Raw genomic sequence first — 22,010 nt, 5'->3', positions numbered from 1 at the left:
ATTTCTTAGTTGAAATTGATTTGAAAATATTACAGAAAAATCAATAAATTTGGAAAAAAATAATAAATTTACATTTGAAAAAAGGACACAATACATATAAAGAACGAATTTTATGCTGATGGAATTGTTTTCTTTTTACAATGTTGAAAATTTATTTTTACCTGATCCCAAGCCAATCCATAAATTGGATCCAACGCAATCAGGTTTAAGAAACTGGGATGAAAAGAGATATAAAAACAAGCTTTTTAAAATCTCGCACGTATTTCAATTGATGAAGGAGGAAAATGGTGTAATGCCATTCATAATCGGATTATCTGAAGTTTCCGGAAGGAAAGTTTTGGAAGATCTAGTGAAGATGGAACCTTTTAATTCAGAATACGGAATTGTACATTACAATTCTATGGATGAAAGAAAGGTAGATGTAGCAATGTTATATGACAAAAATAAAGTAGAGGTTATTGATTCTGAAACCATTACTTTCTTTTTTGAAATATTGAATAAAAACACAGGAAATTACGATACAACCAGGGACGTACTTTTTTCAAAAATAAAATATGAAGGAGAATTGATTAATGTCTTTATCGCGCATCTTCCCTCTAAGCGGGAAAAAGACATCAACCAACCCAAAAGAACCTTTATATTGAACGAGATCCGGGAACGGATCATGAAAATTGTGAATGCTGAAAAGGAACATGTCATATTGTGTGGTGATTTTAACGAAAACCCGGATGATGAAAATTTAGTAAAAATTCTCTATAACAATGATCATGAGAAGGTTTTGATGAACCCTTTTCTTGAATTGTTTTCTACAAGAAATTATTCTACTTTTCATTATAAGTCTGGCTTACTGTATGATCAGATTATTATGTCGAGATCATTTCTCAACAATAATACGCTGGTTTTTCAGGATGCTCATGTGTTTAATTCTGAGAAAATCAGAAGCAGAACCAGGAAATTTGAAGACAGACCTTTTCGAACTTATGCCGGAACACGGTATTTAGGTGGGTATAGTGATCACTTTCCTGTTTTTGTAAAATTTAAAAGACTACCATAAAAAACATAAATAATAAAAAAAGTAGAAAATGAAAAATTCGAGCAACACAAGCTACCATTTAGATTCGATCGACAAAGAAATCATCTACATGTTGATGGATAATGCTAAAACTTCTTTAGCCCACATTTCGAAAAATGTCGGGATTTCCACAACAGCAGTACATCAAAGAATCAAAAAACTTGAACACGCAGGCGTTATTGAAAATTCGATTTCATTTCTTAATCCTAAAAAAATTGGATATAAAGTGATTTCGTATATCGGAGTATTCCTGGACCAGCCCAGTCATTATCCGGAAGTGGTGAAATCCCTGCATGACATTAATGAAGTGGTGGAAGCCCACTATACAACAGGAAATTATACCATCTTTCTTAAAGTCCTTTGTAAAGATAATGACCACTTGATGCAGATTCTTAGTAAACTTCAGAAGCTAAAAGGAGTGACAAGAACAGAAACTTTTATATCTTTGGAACAAGGTATTTACAGACAATTGAAAGTATAACGAAACGATATGAATATAGCCAGATATTTGGATTCAACCTACCTGAAGACACCTGAACAATCAGGAATTTCACATGAAGAAACGCTTCAGAAAGATAAAGAACTTGCTCAGGAAGCTATTGATAACGGGATTTTTGCCGTGATGATCCGTCCGGATTATGTCTCTGAAATTAAAAAGTATATCCAGGAAAGAAATTCAAATGTGGCAGTGGGAACTGTAATAGGTTTTCATGAAGGAACCTATTCTGTTGATGATAAATTGGCAGAAGCATCAAAGGCAATTGAAGACGGTGCAGATGAATTAGATTTTGTAATAAATTATGAAGCCTATCTTCAGGGAAAAACAGAATTAGTAAAAGATGAATTTGTAAGATGCTCTCAACTTGGCTTGAAGCACAACAAAATCGTTAAATGGATCATTGAAATTGCTGCTTTAACAGACGTACAAATCGCTGATCTTACTAAAAATATTTCCAATTGGGCGGAAGAAAATTTCCAGGAAAATGATTTATCCAGGATTTTTGTGAAATCGTCTACCGGCTTCTATCAGACGCACGATGGTAAACCTAATGGGGCAACATTTGAAGGGATCAGGATTATGCTGGATAATGCAGGAAAGCTGCCTGTAAAGGCTGCCGGAGGAGTAAGAACCCCTGAAGATGCTGAAAAGATGATTAATCTCGGAGTAAAAAGAATCGGAACTTCTTCAGCATTAGCTTTACTTAAAAACCAATCATCATCAGAAGGATACTAAAATTAAAATAACTTATTAAAATGATAAAAGCCATCAGATTTATTTGATGGCTTCATTTTTATATCTGTTCCTGATATTCTTCGTAAAATTGTTGGGTTTCTTTAATTAAGCTATCCATTTCTTCCAGCGTAAAGACTTCCAGGAATTTTTTTCTGAATTCTTTAAAATGAGGAACACCACGGAAATAGTTGCTGTAATGCTGTCTCATCTCAATCAGTCCCAATCTTTCTCCTTTCCATTCCGCACTCCATTCGGCATGTTGACGTACGGCAAGTAAACGGTCTGAAATAGTAGGAGCGGGTAAATGTTCCCCGGTTTTGAAGAAATGTTTGATTTCGTTGAATATCCAGGGATATCCAATTGCAGCACGTCCGATCATAATCCCGTCACATGCATACTTTTGTTTATATTCCAAAGCTTTTTCCGGAGAATCTATATCACCATTTCCGAAAATAGGGATCTCAATATTGGGATTTTGCTTGATCCTCGAAATATGCTCCCAGTCGGCCTCGCCTTTATACATCTGTGCGCGGGTTCTTGCATGGATTGTTAAAGCTTTGATTCCTGTTTCCTGCAGACGTTCTGCCACCTCATCTATATTAATGGAAGTACTGTCCCAGCCTAAACGGGTCTTGACCGTTACAGGCAAATGAGTAGAGCTTACCACCGCTTTGGTAAGACGTACCATAAGGTCTATATCTTTCAGCACACCTGCTCCGGCTCCTTTACAAACCACTTTTTTTACAGGGCATCCGAAATTGATATCTACAAGATCCGGATTTACTGTCTCAACAATTCTCGCAGACATGGCCATTGCTTCTTCATCTCCACCAAAAATCTGAATACCTACCGGTCTCTCATAATCAAAGATATCCAGTTTTTTGCGGCTTTTAATGGCATCACGGATTAAGCCTTCGGAAGAAATAAATTCCGAATACATCAAGTCTGCACCGTGCATTTTACACAAACGTCTGAATGGAGGATCGCTTACATCTTCCATCGGGGCCAGTAAAAGCGGAAATTCCGGCAGTTCTATATTGCCTATTTTTATCATGGTGCAAATTTACAAAATTCTGAACATAAGAAAATATGATATTATCTATCAATGTGATGTAGCGAATTGAGCATTTAAGTATGGGAGCTCCGGAAGTATAAGAGTAGTCTTAAGCTTTGAAATCTAGAAGCTTGCCTTTACCTGCATGCTTCCAATATGAATCGTTCTGTCTCCTGAATTTCTTCCTTCATAATTTAAATTCAGCTGGATGAAAGAATTGATAGCCTGTTGGATAAATACACTCCATACCTGGTTTTTGCCGGGCTTCAGACCATCCAGCATCTGGTTTCCGACAATGCTGAAATTGTTTCCGTTAAAATTATTGCTGATGAAGGAGAAATTTCCACGGATAGAGGTCTTTCTTCGCTCCCATTGAATAGTTCCTGTGACATCGAATGCTTTCAGGAGTTCTTCACCATCTATCCTTTGTTTCTGACGGAAAGCGGAAGAAAGCTCTGCTTGTATGGCATCTGTGAATTTATAGGTAGCCTTCGGCTTGGTTTCAAAATTATTCAGACGGTAATCTCTTGTAGCAAAAAGCTGTGAAGAATTTTTGATATCATGGACAGAGTTTTCCCAATCGACTCTGAATTCCTTGTTGAACCAATAACCGATATTTATAAAATGGGAGGTTTGTTCCCTTTCCTCGTTACTGAAATTGGCATTGATGAGATTGTCATTTGAAATAAACCGGTAGTTTCCATTCCAGCCGGATTTATCGGTCGGATTAAATTGTACTGAGGCCAGGATATTCTGGTTCTTTAAAATCTGATCACTGTTTTTCTCAAAAGGGTTCAGGACCAATACTTTATCTTTTTTGTAAAAAGAATTTTGAGAATTTAAAGAGACATTGAAGTTCCAGCGCTTTAAAAATGAATTTTCCGAATTGAAAATAATGGCCGGATTGACGAATAAGGCTAGCTGTAATTTATTCTTATTGGAAGGAATATAACGAACAGAATTGGTGTATACCCTTATATATTGTGCCAGGTCGGAATATTCGGCAATTTCAAATTCGTCAAGCTGCTGTATCCCATCCCCGTTATAGTCGGTCCATTTGTAAATTCCCTGCCCGTCAGTAACTTTAATGTACTGGAATTCTCTTTGGGCTTCCTGTCCGTTACCTAATTCATAGAATGCCTGAAGACGCATCCCGTTTCTGAAAAGCTGCTGATTATAAAGAATGTTTCCTACCACAAAATCATTATTTCTGGTGGCAACACCTTCCTCTATATTCTGATAGAAGAATTTCCTGTAATGAATTAAAGCATTCAAAGTGGTTCTTTCCGTTTTGATGATCTGGCTTTCGGCCATGATCCCAAGGATATTATTCATATTTTGAAGCCTGTTATCACGGACCGAGTCGTTATCCCTCATGTAAACTTTTGCCAGTAATTTGGTACGGGTACTGTCACCGATTTTCTTTTGTACAAAAATTTCCTTCCAGCTGAAACTGGTAACATCCATAAGCTGGGAATCATTATATTTTTTTTCATTATGCTCCATGCTTCCCCCAATCGCCCAGCTTCCTTTTTTGCCGGTAAATTCTGTAGAAACCCCACCACGGATGAATTTGGTATCCTGAAGGGTGGCATTGGTGTTCAGGTAGGAAAGATTTCCTTTGGTGAAAAACTTTCCGCTGATCCATCCGAAATCCAGGTCATTTTTTATCCCTTTGTAAGAATCCTGCTCATTTAAATAATTTACCCGGTAATTGAATGTTGATTTATTATTCCATTTATTCAAGAAACTGAAAATAAACCTGTTTTGTGTTTTTTTATTGAACTCCTGTGCAAGGTTGAAGTCTCTGGAAAATTCCACATCATTGATACGGTCTAAAATATGGAATTGTCTGTCGATATACTGATATTCAAAGCTGGGAGTTCCTTTCCAGTTGTTTTTTGTAAAGCTTTTATTTCCGAAAATACGCCATGCGTACCCGATGTTCTGATCGGAATCTTTTGATGAGAATAAATTGACATCATAATTGCTAAGTGAAATATCCGTTCCTATTTTTCCTTCTTTCAGCAGGTATTCTGAATTTAGGGAAAAAACCTGGGATTTCTGGGGGGAAGGCAGCTTTCTCACTGCCCTGTAATCACCTGCATTCGGACCTACATATTCAAAAACACGTCCGTTATTGGTAGTCTGGGCTGTTTTATAGTCTCCCATGTTTGCTCCGAAATAAGTAAAAGATACCTGATAAAGCGTTTGGGTGGCATCTGTGGAAAACTCATAAAAGTTTCCATTAGGATTCAGTCGGTACAATATTTTATTGACATCATATTCGGTGACAACGCCGGATGGGGCATACATCAGGTTAGGATCATTTCCGGCATCGGCCAGGATCTGTTCATCTTCTTTGGAAAGGTTTAAAGAAAGTGGAGCATTTTTATTGTCATTCTCCATAAACCAGTTCAATCCAATTTTGAATTTTTCCCTCTGATGTTCCAGTTTTCCTGTAAATAAATACCGGGAATAATTTCTGTTGGCGTAATTATAGGAAATGGTAATAAAATTTTGCTGGAAAATAGGACGGAAACTGGTAAAAGTAACCTCTCCGGTATTGTAATTAATGACATAATCCTGGTTTTCTCCCCGTTTCATTAAAATCCCATCGATAAAAACCTGTTCAGAACCGGAAATCAGGGTAATAAACTGCTCGCCGTTTTTTCCGGTAAGACGGTAGGGTCCCTGGTTTCCTTCTACCCCCTGAAATCGGACCCTGTGGAATTCACTTCGTGCAACTCCCATAGAAACATCTACCAATGTTTTATTTTCTTTCCCGAATTCCGTCTGGAATTCAAGTCCCATACTTCTTCTCTGGTATTTGGCAAAATAGTTTTTAGCTTCTACAAGATCCAGGTGCCCGGCTCTGAGAATAGATTTATCCTTAATATTGAGCTGCATATATATTTTGTCAAACTCTTCCAGGGTTTGTGTATATCCATCTGCCTGGATAGGGAGGTTGTGATCTGAAATACTGGCTAAAATAGTTACATCCTTGGAAAGACGTCCTGAAATCTGGAGATCCATAGAACTTTGTACAGACTGCCCCTGGTTGTTACCAAATGTGATTCCCCGGATGATCGAGCCCTTGGAATTGAGCTCCCCTAAAAATCTTTTTTTATCATTTTTAGCGAGTACGGCTTCGTCTACAACAATTTTATTATTGGTCTTTACAAAATCCAGGGTGTCTTTAACGAAAATATCCTGCTCAAGCCTGGCGGCAAGAATACTGTCTCTTTTGAGACTGTCTTCGGGAACGTTGGGATTTTTCCATGAAAATACCTGGGCATTTCCTGAAAATATGCCTAAGAAAAATAATGTAAATAGAATAATACAATTCCGCAAGCCCTACAAATAATTCGTAAAAATAATTAAAAAATGTTAATACCAGTGGGTTTAGGATTATTAACAGAAATTTAATCTAATTATTATTCTGAAAGGGAAAATACATGGTATTTTAGTGACCTAAAAAGTATTAATAACAATAAATCTTAAAACATGAAAAAACTTTATTCTTTAGCAGTGCTTTGTTTAACGAGTTTCGCATTTGGACAAATTAGCTTGCCCACTATGAATACTGCGTATACACAAAATTTTGACGATCTTGCCAATACAGGAACAGGCTCCTTAAATTTATCCGGCAGCCTGACAGGTTGGAGCATTTCAGAAACAGGTGCCAATGCCAATACAACATATACAGCTGATACAGGAAGCTCAAATGCAGGTGATACATACAGCTATGGTTCTGCAGGAAGCCCCGACAGGGCACTGGGAGCCATTGCAAGTGGAAACTTGTTATCAAGATGGGGTGCACAGTTTAAAAACGATACAGGAAGCGAAATTACCAGCTTATTGGTATCTTATACCGGAGAGGAATGGAGATTGGGATTCACGAATAGAGGGACTAATGATCAAATAACATTTGAATACAGTACCGATGCTACATCACTGACTACAGGAACATGGACAGCTGTATCTGCTTTAACCTACAACAGTACGAATATTACCGGAACTGCAGGAGCAAAAGATGGGAACAATGCTAATTTCAGAACAGCACTTAGTGCAACGATTACAGGATTAAATATTCCTGCAGGACAAACGTTTTGGATCAGGTTTGTTGACGTAAATATTTCCGGAACCGATGATGGTCTTGCTATAGATGATTTTTCTTTAACACCTCAGTCAGGATCTTCACTGGCTACCATTGACAATAAGGTTTCCCATGCAACTTTTGTGAAAAATACAATTGTTGGAGATGAAATATATTTTGGCGCCCATTCAGATGTAAAAATTTTCAATATGTACGGACAAGTTGTGAAAACAGCATCTGTAAAACAAAATGGAAGTATAAACGTAGCTGATCTGGCCAAAGGAAACTACATTGTAACAGGAACTATCAACAATGCCCCGGTATCCCAGAAGATATTGAAAGACTAATCTTCTGCTATTAATGTCAATCATACATACAAGTCCGCCGTTTCGGAGAAACGGCGGACTTTTTACCAGAGAGTTATCATGGATTTATTGTTGGAAGATATAAATTTCCGTTCCTCTTTCTCTTTATTTTTCCTTTTACATGGTATTGTTTTTGATGATTTTATTATACATTTATGCCTAAAATTATAGAATGATGAAAAGAATCTTTACTATTGCAGGATTGATATTGATAACTACTTTTTCAAACGCACAGATCGTCATCAATGAGATTTACGGAGGCAATGAAAATTCGGGTGCCGTCTTAAAAAATAATTATATAGTTCTGAAAAATATAGGAACAAGCCAGGTTACCTTATCAGGAGCTACCATACAATATGCACCGGCAGTGGGTGCTTTTACAGAGTACCATGTCCTGCCGGATATCACTTTGCAGCCTGAGCAGACTTACCTGATTCAGGAAACAGCAATAAATGGTGGAACAGTCAGTTTACCGACTCCGGATTTTGTTGCAGGAACCGTATTTAATTTTGATGGCACATCCAATAAATCTATAGGCTTAAGATTGTCGGGGGCTTCCGGTAAAATTGCCCTTGCAACCAATAGAATACCAGTAGCAGGACCGGATTCATCCAACGTTATCGATTTTGTTGGCTATGGTGCCAATGCAGACCAATTTAAAGGCGATGGACCTGCACCTTCTCCAACGACGACCACAGCTATAAAGAGGGCTGTGAGTGATAGTAATGATAACAAAGCCGATTTTTCCATTGAAGGGACAGCAAAATCCGGTTTTGTACAGAATCCCTTTATAAAAGATGGTAAAATTGTTTTTGGAACAGAGATCAGGGACGTAAAAGTATATGACAGCTTCAGGCAGGTGGTGAAAAAAGCTCCCGTAAAAATCGTCTCTGCATTGGATATTACAGATCTTCCTAAGGGTACGTATATTGTGACAGGAACAATTAATAATATCCCTCTTTCACAGAAGATCATAAAAGATTAATATTCTTAATAATGAAGGGCAGCGTATGATCATAGCTGCTCCTTTTGTCTTTATGATGAATTGTAATGGAAATTATCAATTATCAATCAGCTAGTACCAGCCTCTTCTTGCAGCATTGATGATTGAGCCCAGGTTAAGAACCAATGTATATCTGATACGTTTTGCATAATCCTTGAATGATGGTTCAAATCCTAATGAAGATTGTATGGGGAAATACACCTCCAGGAAATCCGGGATAATTCTGACTTTAATTCCACTATCCCAAATAAATTTAGCCGGCAGGTTTTGATTTTTATATACTCCTGCATCGGCATAGACATGGAATATCTTCCAGACACTGGAATCCACATTGAAAGAAGTAATCCATTGGTTAACGGTTCCGGGGATAAATGATTTAAAACCTCCATCCGCCAGAATAAACTGCTGTGAAAGAATACCACTATTGGCACTTTCTCCTAATAGGCTATAAGAAAATGCATAGTTTGAAACCCTTGAAATTCCGTAATTAAATAAATTATTCCGGGTATCGTTTCTTAGAAAGTAGCCGGCAAATAACCTGACACTTAGCTTTTGTCTTGGAGCAAATTCCCATCTGTAGAAGCCTTCGGCGGTAATTTTGTTAAAATCCTCCATTCCCTGTGTACTCAGGCTGAAGCTTTTTTCGTGGATCATCTGACTGTCACTATATCCGTATCCTAAACTCCACAGATTGTATTTTTTATAGTCGTTGTTGGCAACCATAAGAGGGCTCAGGTCTCTTTCAAAATAATTGTAAGACAGGGCAATACTCCTGCTCACTGTACTTCTTGGGTTCTTTCTGAAACTGAGTGTGGAAAATAATGAGCCTTTTTGATAAGCAAGATTATAATCATAATGAAAATAGGATCCCGAAACACCGAAGGTAAGGCTCCGGATGAAACTTTCAGCAGGAAGGATAGAATAGGAAACAGCACCGGAACCCGTCAGTTTCCCTGTACCGGTACTATACATAGGAGTAAATGAATACAGGAACTTCTCATCAAAAAAAGATTGATTTTTTAAATTAACCCCTAAAAGAAACTTGTCATACGTATTGTTGAAACGGATTCTGGGGCTTATATAAATTTCATTGTATTCCGGGTCTGGAATATCCTTGATAAGCTTAAGTTTAATCTTTTTCGTGTTTGAAAACAATCCTTTGGCATACAGGAAATTATTCCTGTATTTCGATTCCGGGAAAATATATCCGCTATTTAAGGTAACTTTATAAATATTATCTGTGGCCGGAAGGGAGAGTGTGGCTGTCCTCTCATTTTCTTCAGTTTCTATCCAATATGCTTTTTTCTCCCCGGATTTGGTTTGTGCTTCCAATTTTACAGGAATAGCCAGGTTGGTATTTTTAATGACTTTAAGCTGTAAAGAGTCATTTTCTTTTTTAATGTGTCCCAATTTGAAATCAACCCTGTTTTTTTGTCTGAAAAAACCTGAAAGATAACTGTTTGTCTTATCTTTTCCGGCAATAGCATTCAGAAATTCTTCAGGATTTATTTTTTTTTCCGGAATTTTGGGAAATATAGTTCCTTACCGTAGTATTGAAGGTCTCATAGCCCATCTTATCTGCGGAATAATTAAACAGACTTCCTGTTTCAAAGCCGCTGATGGTCATATCATTGAAATTACTCAATACGGCAAAATCCTCACCTATTTTTTGATCAAGATTTTGAAGCATGATATACTGATAGGCTAATCCATAACGGTCCAGCAGCTTAACTTTTGAGGCGTGGAATATTTTTAAAGGTTTAATACCAAATATTTGTGTTTCCGGAAGCTTACCCAATAATCTGGTATTACTGTAAAACTTCTTCAGGTACTGCATCTCAAGATAGGATTTCAGCCCGTTTTTAAACCAATGATCCTTTTGCTTATCAGCAATAATACTTTCGTCAAGAATTTTTTTGGTGATGATTCCGAAATAATCCAGGTCTGTTTTTTCGGCATCAGTAAACAACTGAAACCTGAATTTCCAGAATACAATATCATTATTCCCGAAAAAATCTTCTTTGGCTCTGAATTTATCAGAAATAAACAGGCTTTCCGGCAGGAATCCGATCTTTTCTTTAATAAATTTGAGCTGTAAGGGGAGGTAGAATTCAAGATTTTGTTTTTCTTCAGGTTTCAGCTGATATCCAAATTTGATATCGGTACTGTTGCCGTCAACATCCACTTTAATGGACGGATATTCGTTTGAGGAAATTAAAAATTCAGGATCAGATTCCAGATATCCTTTAAACGAGTTCATCTGAATCTGTGGCAGGTTACCTTCAATGAAACTGTTCACAGGGATATCGAAGTTGATAGTCCAGTATGTATTGAAATTTACCTGTTCTTCAATATCATGATAATTTTTCCTGGTAATATTGTCCGGATCAAAATGATCCGGAACAATAAAGAAATATTTTAAAGCTGTATTCTGACCGGATGTTCCGTATCCCGTAAACTTCTTGTCGGGAAGCTGCATCCTGTATTTCAGCTGCAATGTAACGCTTTCGTCTGGCTTTAATGCTTTTTCCAATGGTAGAAAAAGACTTTCGTCTGAGAGCGTATTGATTGGGATGGTCTGGTCTTCGGGGCCTTTAACATTCAGCTCCAGAAGTTTTCCCAGTTGATGAGGCTGGGCAAAATGCAGGTCGTTGTTCCTGTCTTCCAGTTTTCTGTAGACCAGAGAAGTTCCCCGTTTATTATACGCAGAAACCCAATTCAGGAGTTTTATGGTACGAAGGTCTTTATCAGAACGGTTATGATAAATAATTTCCTGATTGACCTCAAGGAATTTCCTGTCAGAAGATAGCCTGGCTTCAATGTATATGCTGTCTTTCTGTGCAGAAACCTGCACAACTCCCCAAAACAAAATAAGACAAATGCTGAACTTTTTCAAATATCTGTGATAAAGTCTCAAATATAGCTTATTTTGTATATATTTTATAGCATTTTAATTTTGAATTGCTTTTTTTTCCAAAGATTTAATATAGGCGTTCCATCCTTCATTTTTATATGTAACGGCAGAAGCTTCAGGATCATCCGATTTATAAATTCCTCTTCCTACGATAATGAAATCCGTATGAAGTGTTGTAAAGACGTGTTCGGGAGTATTGTACTGCTGTCCTTTTCCGTCCCCTGAATCAGCTAAATTAACCCCTGGTGTAAATAATAATAGTTCTTCAGGGATCTTATTCTGTGACACTCCCCCGATAACGTTAGGGTGGGATAAGGCAACTTTTAATGCTTCCTCACGATAGCTGGCGGTAGTTAAGGTACCTTTTGAAGACATACCTACAATGGCTACCACCCCTACATTCGTGAAACAGTCTAAGGATTCAAAACCTCCGATAACCTGTGAGGTTACAAAGTCTGCCCAGTCTGTAATTTTAAAAACACCACTGGTAAACTGAAGTTCCTGAGTATTTCCGATATCTGCAAACTTGCGGTCTTCCATTAATAAGAACTGGTGTTTTGCAGCAATCGCTTTTAAAGGAAGGATTGTTTTTTCATATTCAAAATCCGAAATAATATCGATGTGCGTTTTTAATGCAATAATATGCGGACCGACTTTTTCAGCTAAATCTAATAATTCCTGAGTTGTGGTAACATCCGCAGAAGCAATCAGGTTGGATTGTTTTGCCAGGGCTGTTTCCAGTAATTTTTTCGAAACCGAATGTTGTGCGTTTTGAAGCTTTTGTTCATAAGATGGTCTGATTTCTTCTTCAAACTGAATGTGGTTTCCTTTAAGAAAATCCTGGATTCTTGCAACCTCTTCATCAGATAATTCTCCGTTTTCCTGAAGAATTCCACAAACTTCTGAAATGTTGAAAAGGGTATGTACCCTGTATCCTTTGCTTTCCAATAGTTGTTTTCCTCCCTGTTCTCTGTCCAGTACCACAACGATATCAGAAACCTTAAGATCTTCCTGTTCAACTTCAGCAATGGTTTCCACCAATGATTTTCCGGAAGTGATCACATCTTCTACTAAAAGGCAGTTCTGGCCTTTTTGATAGATTCCTTCAATCAGCTTTTTAGTACCATAACTCTTCGCTTCTTTTCTTTTAATAATTAATGGAATATAGCTCTCCAGTGACATAGCAGTGGCCATTGGAAGGGCAGCATAAGGAACTCCACAGATTAAATCAAAATTATCCAGCGGAAGCATTTCCAATAAATAATTAGCAAGATTTTTTAAGATTTTGGGATCTGAAGCCAACGGTCTTAAATCTACATAAAAAGGACTTTCAATGCCGCTTTTCAGAGTAAACCTACCGAATTTGATGATGCCTAGTTTGTAGCATTCCAAGAAGAATTCTTTTTTACTTTCCATTCTTTTTTATTAGATGCTGCAAATTTAAGGATTTGAAATAAGGCATAAAAATTTATTGTCTACTTGTTAGAACAAGTGTATAAAATCTTTGATTTTGAGTGCAAGTATTTTTAATACGACAGGTTTTGTCGTTCTGACGAAATATCTTTGGACAATATACAGGCAATACAGCATATTTAGTACGAAAACGATATCCTAAATCTTTTATTGGTGAGATAAAAAAGATATTTTTGCAGCGTTTAAAAACGGATCAATTAATAACAACCTAAATAAACACAAAGTATGAAGAAATTCTACATGAGTGCATTTACCTTATGCATAATTTTTAGTGCGTCGGCCCAGGAAGTGGTTTGGCAGAAAGACATCAAATCCTCAACGCAGGACTTCCTAAGCCAGGTGACCACCACAATAGACCAGCAGTACCTTATCACAGGCAGCAGTATTCAGGCGGGAAGCCGGAAGCAGGGAGCAGGAAATGCTGCCAGCCAGAACAACGGCTATGATTTCCACCTGGTAAAATTAAACCAGCAGGGAGAACAGGTCTGGGATAAGTATTTCTCAGGACAGAACCATGATTATTTGTCAGCCACTGTAACCACGCAGGATGGGGGCTTCCTTTTAGCCGGGACCTCGTATTCCGGGAAAGGGCTGGATAAAAAGGACGATTCCAAAGGAGGCTCTGATATCTGGCTGATCAGAATTAATGAATTCGGGGATGAACTATGGCAGAAAACTTTGGGAAGCCCTTCCGATGAAGAAGCCAGGGCAGTGATTCAAACTACAGATTCAGGATTTTTTGTAGCGGGAAATGTACAAAACTCTTCTAAGGGTTACGGTTCCAAAGATGTCTGGATAGTAAGACTTGATAAAGAGGGAAAAGAATTATCACAACTGATTTTAGGAGGAAAAGGTTTAGACGAAGTTGAAAAAATGATTCCCACGAAAGACGGTGGGGCTTTGTTAGGTATCTATTCCAGAAGTTCCGAAGTAAAGGCTGGAAGTGGGAAGCAGGAGGCTGGAGGTAATGTGAAGATCGACTCTTATTCCAAATTCAGCAGCAACTATGGTGAAGGCGATTACTGGATTATAAAACTGAATAAAGCCGGAAAGGTAGAATGGGAAAAGAACTATGGAGGGAAAGGAGATGATCATTTGAGGACCCTGGCATTGACCTCCAGCGGCTATATCATCGGAGGAGAATCCAGATCGGAAAGATCAGGAAATAAAACAGTAGGAATAGAGGAAGGAACAGACCTTTGGCTAATTGCCCTTAATGAGAGAGGAGAAGAAGAGTGGCAAAAAGCCTACAACTTTAAAAACCGGGATATTCTGATGGGGATGAGTGTGATAGGTGGGGAGTTGGAAGCAGGAAGCGGGAAATCTACCAAAGGAATTTTATTGGGCGGCTATACCCAGGCAGAAGGAAGGATTGAAAAGGACGATGAAACTTTCTGGATGCTGTACCTGGATGGAAATGGCAATGAGCAGTGGAGAAAACATGTGGGAGGAGAATCGAGGAAAAGAGAGGAAAGGCTCTCAGACTTGAAGCTCAACAGGGATGGTTCTATTATCCTGGCGGGAACCAGCGCAGAAGAGTTGGGAAAAGAAAACTGGAAGATTGTAAAGCTTGGAGACAAGCAGGTTGATCAGTTAATTGAAAAATATGACATTAAGATTTATCCTAACCCAGTGTCAGATTATGCGTATATAGAAATCGGCGTTGATTTCAAGGAAGCTGAGATTTTGTTGTATGATATGAGTGGAAGACAGCTTCAGAGTTTGAAAACCAAGAATAAGGTCACGAAAATAAATACCCAGGCTTTGATCCAGGGAGCTTATCTGGTGACGATAAAGACTGATACTAATAAAACGGCGAATGCTAAACTGATAAAAAAATAAACATGATGAAAAGATTTTTTTTACTAATAATATGTTTTTTAACTATAAACATATATGCCCAGATGCAAAGTTATAATACAGGCATTACACAGCCTGTCCCATCAGTTTCTTCGTTAGCAACATATGCTAAAACCCCTGTTTCTTTTCAAACAGGAGTTCCAGATATATCTTACTCTTTAATCAACGTACCTACTAATCATAAACTAGTAAATATAAGCCTTGGACTAAATTACCACATCGGTAATGTTTCCAACGTTACTGGCTCTGGAGAGATGGGAATGGGATGGTCAGTCTTGGGTAACGGAGTAATCACCAGAGAAATTTTGGATGATTTTGATGAAACATTCGATAATGCATCTGCCAATTATTATATTAAGAATGAGTTTAACGATATTTATAATTTTAATATTCCAGGCGAATCAGGAAAGTTCAAGGTTGAGAGAGATATTGTAAACAATACTTTTCATATTGTAAAGCTAAGTCCTTATACTTCAAAGTTAGAATATACTAGAACAAGTAATACTGCTACCCTTATCTTTGATTCCTTTACTATTACAAGCGATGAAGGTATAAAGTATCATTTCCGTGACTATAACATATCCCGGATGAGGGTTTGGCTATGGGACCAGCCTTTGGAAGGATCCATTACCGATGAAAGAAATTATAGAAGTGCGTTTTATCTAACTTCTATATCAGATGAAAAAAATCAGGAATTGGTAAAATATAATTACCTAAAGGATATAACTTATACAGGAGTAGGAAGTCAAATAATAGAATCCGAAACACTCAAACTCAACAAGATTGAAATAAAGGATAAGGGAGTTGTAGAAATAAACTATAGCAAAAATGAATTTTTGGATAAAAAGATTGATAAGTTCAGTATAGAATCTATAATTCTAAAAACAATTGATAATCAATTTGTTAAAAAGTATAAATTTGAATATGCATATTCAGTCCAGAATCCAGCTAGATTATTAGATGCAATCGGTAAGGTCGATGTCAATGAAAATATAATTGAGAAAATTAAATTTGATTACTATCCAATATTAAGTGATGCTTCTGGGGGAACTAATACTTTCTTGGATGTATTAAAGAAGGTTAGACAATCTACAGGAGGTAATACTGAATATGACTTTGAGTTAGTACCGTCTTACTATACACAATCCTTAGTAACAACAATACCAAGAATAGATCTTGGAAATGTAGTGTTTTCTGGATTTGATTATAATGATAAAAAATACTTCTTTACAATTTCCCAAAATAAAGAAATTACTGTTGAATTCCTTGAGGATAATCTTTCAGGCTATCCATGGAGTGTGAGTATCTTTAAAAAAGAGGGAAGCAATTATCAGCTTGTTCATGGAATGGGGCCGGCCTTTGAAATAGATCCTTCTTACCCTAAACAGCAAAAAAGAACATTTACATCTGGAGAATATTATATCTCATTACATTGTTCAGATCTAATGGCCTCTCTCAATAGCTCAGTTACATTTAAAGCTTTTTATAATGATATTGATAACCCTGTCCAAACTGTAGTTTTATTACCTAGCGACGATAAGCTTCTCAGGGTAAAAAAGATCCAGTATTTTAATGAAAATAATAGTTTTCCTCCTAATCCTTCCGCTATGGAAGAATACAGTTATAATAAATTTGATGACGAAGCAAATTCAAGTGGATATTATATTAATGAAGGTTATACTGTAGATCAGAAACCTGTCAATCCTATAGTGGTATATAGAAACGTAAAAGTTTCCAACGGAAATGGTTATACAAAATATTATTTTAAAACAGCAGATGCATATCCTACCCAACCTACCTTTGATCCTGATCGGGCCTTTTGGCCTAACTTTAACATTATGAGAAGTGGTCTTTTGGAAAAGAAAGAAATTTATAGCTCTTTAAACCAAAAACTAGCCGAGGAAACCTTTGAATATACCTTAGAAGAATATAATTCCCCAATGTACCTATCTGTACCAAGATGGATGGGAGGAAACTTTTATTTGAGAACTTCATGGGTGAAAAATCACAAAGTTAATTCAAAACAATATTTTACTTCGGGAGTAATAGAAGCATCCTCAGAAATTATACGGAACAATATCAACTATAAGATAAGTACAGAAAAAATGATTTCATATGATGGTTCTGTTCTGACAACTGCTTATAAATATGCTCATGAAAAATTAAATCAAAAGTTGATCAATGCAAATATGATAAGTATTCCTTTAGAAACGACAATAATAAAAAAGCAAAACGCTAATGATGTTTCCGGAAAAATCCTTTCAAAAACAGAAACGAAATATGACAATCCTGCCACATTACTTCCAACTTCTGTTTTGTCTTACGATATTCAAAATCCTAGTGTAACTTCGGCCGAAGTTACGTACGATCAATATGACTCTAAAGGAAACTTACTCCAGTACACGACAAAAGATGGAATTTCTACAGTCATTATCTGGGGGTACAACGGGACCCAGCCTATTGCCAAGATTGAAGGAGCTACCTATGGGCAGGTTCAGAGTTTAGCATCCGCCATTATCACAGCCTCTGATACCGATGCTTCGGCAGCACCGAATAATGATGAAACAGCTCTGTTATCAGCATTGAATACCTTTAGAAACAGCCTGTCCGGTTACCCGGTTACCACTTACACTTACGATCCTTTGATAGGAGTTCGAAGCATCACCCCACCATCCGGGATAAGGGAAAGCTATATTTATGATTCGGCTAACAGGCTTGAGAAAGTGATTGATGCCAATGGAAAAGTGTTAAAGGAGATGAGATACAACTATAAAAACTAACAAACGATGAAAAAGATAATTATCCCGGTAGGAATATTGCTGTTGGGCAATGTAAAAGCCCAGCTTACCCCACTTCCCAATACGGAAAACTATGTACAGACTAAAACTTATCTTGATTACAGCGGAACAACAGCCACAAAATCATCTGAAACCGTTCAATATTTTGATGGCCTAGGCAGACCCAAACAGGTAGTTGGCGTAAAAGCCTCTCCTGCAGGAAAAGATGTGGTTACCCATATTGAATATGATGGTTTCGGAAGGCAAGTTAAAGATTACCTACCCGTTCCCCAATCCGGAACCCAGAACGGAGCTATCTATGCTTCACCTCTTGGAAATGCTTCATCCATGTATGGTGCGGAAAAGATTTATTCAGAAAAAGTGCTGGAAAACTCACCTTTAGACAGGATTCAGCAACAGATCCAGGTGGGTAATGACTGGGCTGGTAAACCTGTGAAATTTGAATATGGAACGAATGCATCTGATGAAGTCTATCAATTTGTTACTTCCACAATCTGGGAAAACAATGCGACTAAAAGTATTCTGAGTTTATCATCAGCACAAACCTATGCTCCCAATCAACTATATAAAAATACAATAAAAGATGAAGATGGAAATGAAACACGAGAGTTTAAAAATGGGCAGGGGCAAATTATGCTGGTACGTAAAACAGATGGGGTAAAAAATATTGATACCTATTATGTTTACAATGAATACAACCAACTTGCCTTTGTTATTCCTCCCAATGCTGTTCATAAATCAATCACCGACGATCTGCTAAACGACTTGTGCTATCAATACCGTTATGATGGTAAAGGAAGGCTTGTAGAAAAGAAGCTACCAGGTAAAGGTTGGGAATATATGGTATATGATGGAGCCGATCGTTTGATTTTATCCCAGGATGCTAATCTCCGAGCACAAAACAAATGGTTAATTACTAAATATGATCAGTTTGGAAGAGTAGCTTATACTGGGATTCAATCTGGTGAAAGTAGAATCAGTATGCAGAGCCAAATATCTGACCTTGTTATTACAGAAAACAGGGAACCTGGAGGCTTTGTAAAAAATGGAATGACCATTTATTATTCCAATATATATTTTCATAATTTAGAAACCGTATTGAGTATTAATTACTATGATACTTATCCTCAGGGCTATAGTTTCAACCCATCTTTTCCTACAAGTATCCAGGGAACTGCTGTATTAACAGAAACGTCAACTTCAGATGGAAGAAGCACCAAAGGACTTCCTACCATGAGTTTGGTGAAAAATATTGAAGATGACAACTGGACGAAAAATTATACCTACTACGATACCAAAGGAAGAGTAATAGGAACCCATTCCATCAACCATTTGGGAGGTTATACCAAAACAGAATCCAAACTGGATTTTGCAGGCGTTGCTCAACAGGTTGTCACCCGACATAAGAGACTGGATACCGATACAGAAAGGATTATTACAGAAAACTTTGAATATGATTCCCAAAACAGGCTGTTGGTGCACAGACACCAGGTAGATAATAATCCTGAAGAGATTCTGGCCCAGAATACCTATAATGAACTTTCTCAGCTAACCAATAAAAAAGTAGGCAATAACTTGCAGAGTATTGATTATGCCTACAATATCAGGGGCTGGATGACCAGGATCAATGATCCTGCCAACCTGAATGGGAAATTGTTTGGCTATGAAATCAAATATACTAATCCTGTGTATACCAATTTAGCTTCAGGTAGGTTTAACGGGAATATTGCAGAGGTAGACTGGAGAAACTCTTCAGAGGATGTTTTAAAAAGGTACTCCTATACCTATGATGGCCTCAATAGGTTAAAGGATGGCATCTATACGGAGCCTAATGCCACCAATCCATACAACAATAACTTTAATGAACATCTTACCTATGACACGAATGGCAATATTATGACCCTGAAAAGAAATGCTTTCCCGGTATTGGGAAGCACTTCCACGGTGGTGGATGATTTAGAGTATAACTATACCGGCAACCGTTTGAACCAGGTGATAGAACATTCTCTGAACGATACCGGCTATGAAGGCGGAAATAATATCATAGATTATGACCTGAACGGGAATATGCTCAATTTGAAGGATAAAGGAATTCAGAATATTGCATATAATTACCTGAGTTTACCCGATGCCTATTCCATTACCCAAACTGACCCTTTTTTCGGGACTAAGAATTTCAGGTTGCAATACCTTTATCGTGCAGATGGGATAAAACTCCGTAAACTCAATACTTCAGGAGGAGGAAGAGGACAATCAACCACTAATAATATTACCGATTACCTGGATGGTTTCCAGTACAAATATCGTGAAGTTATTGAACCTTGTCTATGGTGTCGTACAAGTGTAGCTTTTGAAAAGGAGGCTTATAAGGAATCCGGGGAAATTCTTGAGCCGGGCGTTATTACCCCGGAATGGCGTCTTGATTTTGTACCAACAGCAGAAGGATTTTATAGTTTCGCTGAAAACCGCTATATTTACCAATACAGGGATCACCTTGGAAATGCGAGGGTAAGCTATACTAAAAACAGCGCAGGTGCTGCTCAAGTGACGGATACTAACAATTATTATCCGTTCGGGTTAAACCATATTGGCCAGGGAAAAGGGCTTTTAGGAGGGTATTTTAATTATAAGTACAATGGAAAGGAGCTACAGGAGACGGGAATGTATGATTATGGGGCAAGGTTTTATATGGCAGATCTGGGAAGATGGGGCGTGGTGGATCCGTTGGCGGAAAAGATGAGAAGATGGTCGCCATACACATATGCATTTAATAATCCTTTGAGGTTTATTGATCCGGATGGAAGACAAGGAACTGATATTTATGAGTTGAATAAAAAAGGAGAATTAATTTGGAGAGCAGCATCTGAAAGAGATGTAATTTATGCTTCCAAAAATTTTGATAAGAATAGCAATCTTAACGCTAATAATGATGGAGGTGTAGATGTGGGAGAAAAAGGTTATATTAAAAATAACTCTCAGGAAAAAACATTAAGTTCGCCAATTACAGATAATGAAGGTAATAGCAGTGATAAGCTATCTACGTTAAGCTTCCATAATAATGAGTCAAAAGCTTCAGAAGTTGCAGAGTATTTTTACAATAATACGAATGTAGAAACAGCAAATTCTACTTATAAATCGTCTACTTCGGATAGTAATTTTTCTGTAATATCAACTTATCATTTACCTAGTACTTCTCCGCTTGATCCCAAAGGAACGGGATTAATGTCTAATTTTTCAGTAGGAGGCGATAACTTTTTTCAAAGTAGCTTAACAGCACAAGATCATAACCATCCCCTTGGTTATCAATTATCTCCTAGTGGATTTAATTATGGGGCAAAAGGCTTTAAGGTAAATACTTTTGACTGTAATGGAAAAAATTGTGATGTTAATGTAGCAAAAGCTCATGATAATATCAAGCTTAGAGTGTATTCAACTGTTTTAAAAAAATATATTAGATATGATGGATCCAGTGCAAATATTGAATAAGATACTATTTTTATGTGTTATATCATTTACAACTTTAAGTTGTTCAGCACAAAAAATCAATGTAAATAATATTGTTGATACTTATATTGATTACTATTCTTCAAGAAATAAAATTTTTAATCCCAGTAAAACATTTTTACAATTAGGAATTGATAATGAAGAGGATAATCTTAAAGAAAAAAATATCTATATAAATAATAATTGTTTTGATTGTATAGGAAAAATTAATGAAAAAGATTCAATAATTGAATATAGAGGTTATAAAGTAGTTATCTACGCAAACAATGTTGAGAATAAAAATATTTTGTTATCAAATTTTAAAAATACTAAGAAGACTAACGCCTTTTTTCTAAATAAATTTGACGATAATATAATTAATGACGTTGGAAGTTGGACGTTTAATTATAATGAAAATGCAAAAATATCTTTTTTTTGCAATAGTAATCCTATGAAAAATATGAAAGAGGATATGAAAGAAATTAAACAAAAGCTAGGTATACAGAATGTCAGAGATTGTGTATCAGCTCTACTAAACGATACTAAATGAAACATAGAACCACCGCAATTACGGTGGTTTTTGTATTGTTCTGTTTTCATATACAAAACAGAACAAGATAAATAAAACTCTGATGCTTTTTTCGGGACTAAGAAT

At 36.9% G+C, this 22,010-nt stretch carries 14 protein-coding genes; 9 read left to right on the top strand and 5 right to left on the bottom strand.

What is annotated here, in order from left to right; translation table 11 throughout:
* Window positions 1–112 precede the first annotated feature (112 nt).
* From OK18_RS03720 to deoC, 3 genes are read left to right on the top strand one after another with little or no spacing between them, the layout of a single operon-like run.
* Window positions 113–1,054, top strand: coding sequence for an endonuclease/exonuclease/phosphatase family protein (locus OK18_RS03720; RefSeq protein WP_316932807.1), 942 nt, complete (start codon window positions 113–115; stop codon window positions 1,052–1,054).
* Between the two features lie 28 nt (window positions 1,055–1,082).
* Window positions 1,083–1,553: an Lrp/AsnC ligand binding domain-containing protein gene (locus OK18_RS03715; protein WP_002976659.1), complete on the top strand. Its 471-nt coding sequence runs from the start codon at window positions 1,083–1,085 to the stop codon at window positions 1,551–1,553.
* Between the two features lie 9 nt (window positions 1,554–1,562).
* A complete protein-coding gene (gene deoC, locus OK18_RS03710; RefSeq protein ID WP_053327124.1) occupies window positions 1,563–2,306 on the top strand; it encodes a deoxyribose-phosphate aldolase in 744 nt (247 codons plus the stop codon).
* Window positions 2,307–2,364: 58 nt separating this feature from the next.
* Here deoC and dusB read toward each other — a convergent pair whose 3' ends face one another.
* Window positions 2,365–3,360, bottom strand: coding sequence for a tRNA dihydrouridine synthase DusB (gene dusB, locus OK18_RS03705; RefSeq protein WP_053327123.1), 996 nt, complete (start codon window positions 3,358–3,360; stop codon window positions 2,365–2,367).
* Window positions 3,361–3,483: 123 nt separating this feature from the next.
* Window positions 3,484–6,714 (bottom strand): hypothetical protein, encoded by a 3,231-nt coding sequence (locus OK18_RS03700; protein ID WP_082129129.1) that lies wholly within the window; start codon window positions 6,712–6,714, stop codon window positions 3,484–3,486.
* A 153-nt stretch (window positions 6,715–6,867) separates the two neighbouring features.
* Here OK18_RS03700 and OK18_RS03695 point away from each other — a divergent pair, with 153 nt between their 5' ends.
* Window positions 6,868–7,806: a T9SS type A sorting domain-containing protein gene (locus tag OK18_RS03695; protein ID WP_082129128.1), complete on the top strand. Its 939-nt coding sequence runs from the start codon at window positions 6,868–6,870 to the stop codon at window positions 7,804–7,806.
* A 190-nt stretch (window positions 7,807–7,996) separates the two neighbouring features.
* On the top strand, window positions 7,997–8,809 hold the full coding sequence (locus OK18_RS03690) for a lamin tail domain-containing protein (RefSeq protein ID WP_228377688.1): 813 nt from the start codon (window positions 7,997–7,999) through the stop codon (window positions 8,807–8,809).
* A 90-nt stretch (window positions 8,810–8,899) separates the two neighbouring features.
* On the opposite strand, the gene OK18_RS21640 is transcribed toward OK18_RS03690, so the two are convergent.
* The 3 genes from OK18_RS21640 to pyrF form a co-directional block, all read right to left on the bottom strand.
* Window positions 8,900–10,237: a hypothetical protein gene (locus tag OK18_RS21640; protein ID WP_228377687.1), complete on the bottom strand. Its 1,338-nt coding sequence runs from the start codon at window positions 10,235–10,237 to the stop codon at window positions 8,900–8,902.
* Window positions 10,238–10,325: 88 nt separating this feature from the next.
* Window positions 10,326–11,744, bottom strand: a complete 1,419-nt coding sequence (locus OK18_RS21635; RefSeq protein WP_228377686.1) for a hypothetical protein — start codon at window positions 11,742–11,744, stop codon at window positions 10,326–10,328.
* 33 nt (window positions 11,745–11,777) lie between these two features.
* Window positions 11,778–13,157, bottom strand: coding sequence for an orotidine-5'-phosphate decarboxylase (gene pyrF, locus OK18_RS03680; RefSeq protein ID WP_053327121.1), 1,380 nt, complete (start codon window positions 13,155–13,157; stop codon window positions 11,778–11,780).
* A 282-nt stretch (window positions 13,158–13,439) separates the two neighbouring features.
* On the opposite strand from pyrF, the gene OK18_RS03675 reads away from it, so the two are divergent.
* From OK18_RS03675 to OK18_RS03660, 4 genes are read left to right on the top strand one after another with little or no spacing between them, the layout of a single operon-like run.
* Window positions 13,440–15,056, top strand: a complete 1,617-nt coding sequence (locus tag OK18_RS03675; protein ID WP_053327120.1) for a T9SS type A sorting domain-containing protein — start codon at window positions 13,440–13,442, stop codon at window positions 15,054–15,056.
* 2 nt (window positions 15,057–15,058) lie between these two features.
* Window positions 15,059–17,854, top strand: a complete 2,796-nt coding sequence (locus OK18_RS03670; RefSeq protein WP_156173218.1) for an RHS repeat domain-containing protein — start codon at window positions 15,059–15,061, stop codon at window positions 17,852–17,854.
* Window positions 17,855–17,860: 6 nt separating this feature from the next.
* Window positions 17,861–21,358 (top strand): DUF6443 domain-containing protein, encoded by a 3,498-nt coding sequence (locus OK18_RS03665; protein WP_053327118.1) that lies wholly within the window; start codon window positions 17,861–17,863, stop codon window positions 21,356–21,358.
* On the top strand, window positions 21,330–21,905 hold the full coding sequence (locus OK18_RS03660; protein WP_053327117.1) for a hypothetical protein: 576 nt from the start codon (window positions 21,330–21,332) through the stop codon (window positions 21,903–21,905). Before OK18_RS03665 ends, OK18_RS03660 begins: the two co-directional genes overlap by 29 nt.
* Window positions 21,906–22,010 lie beyond the last annotated feature (105 nt).

Origin of the sequence: Chryseobacterium gallinarum (assembly GCF_001021975.1) — a bacterium.
In the GTDB taxonomy this organism is placed as follows: domain Bacteria; phylum Bacteroidota; class Bacteroidia; order Flavobacteriales; family Weeksellaceae; genus Chryseobacterium; species Chryseobacterium gallinarum.
Note: the sequence above shows the minus strand (reverse complement) of the source record. Positions and strands in the feature narration are given on the sequence as shown.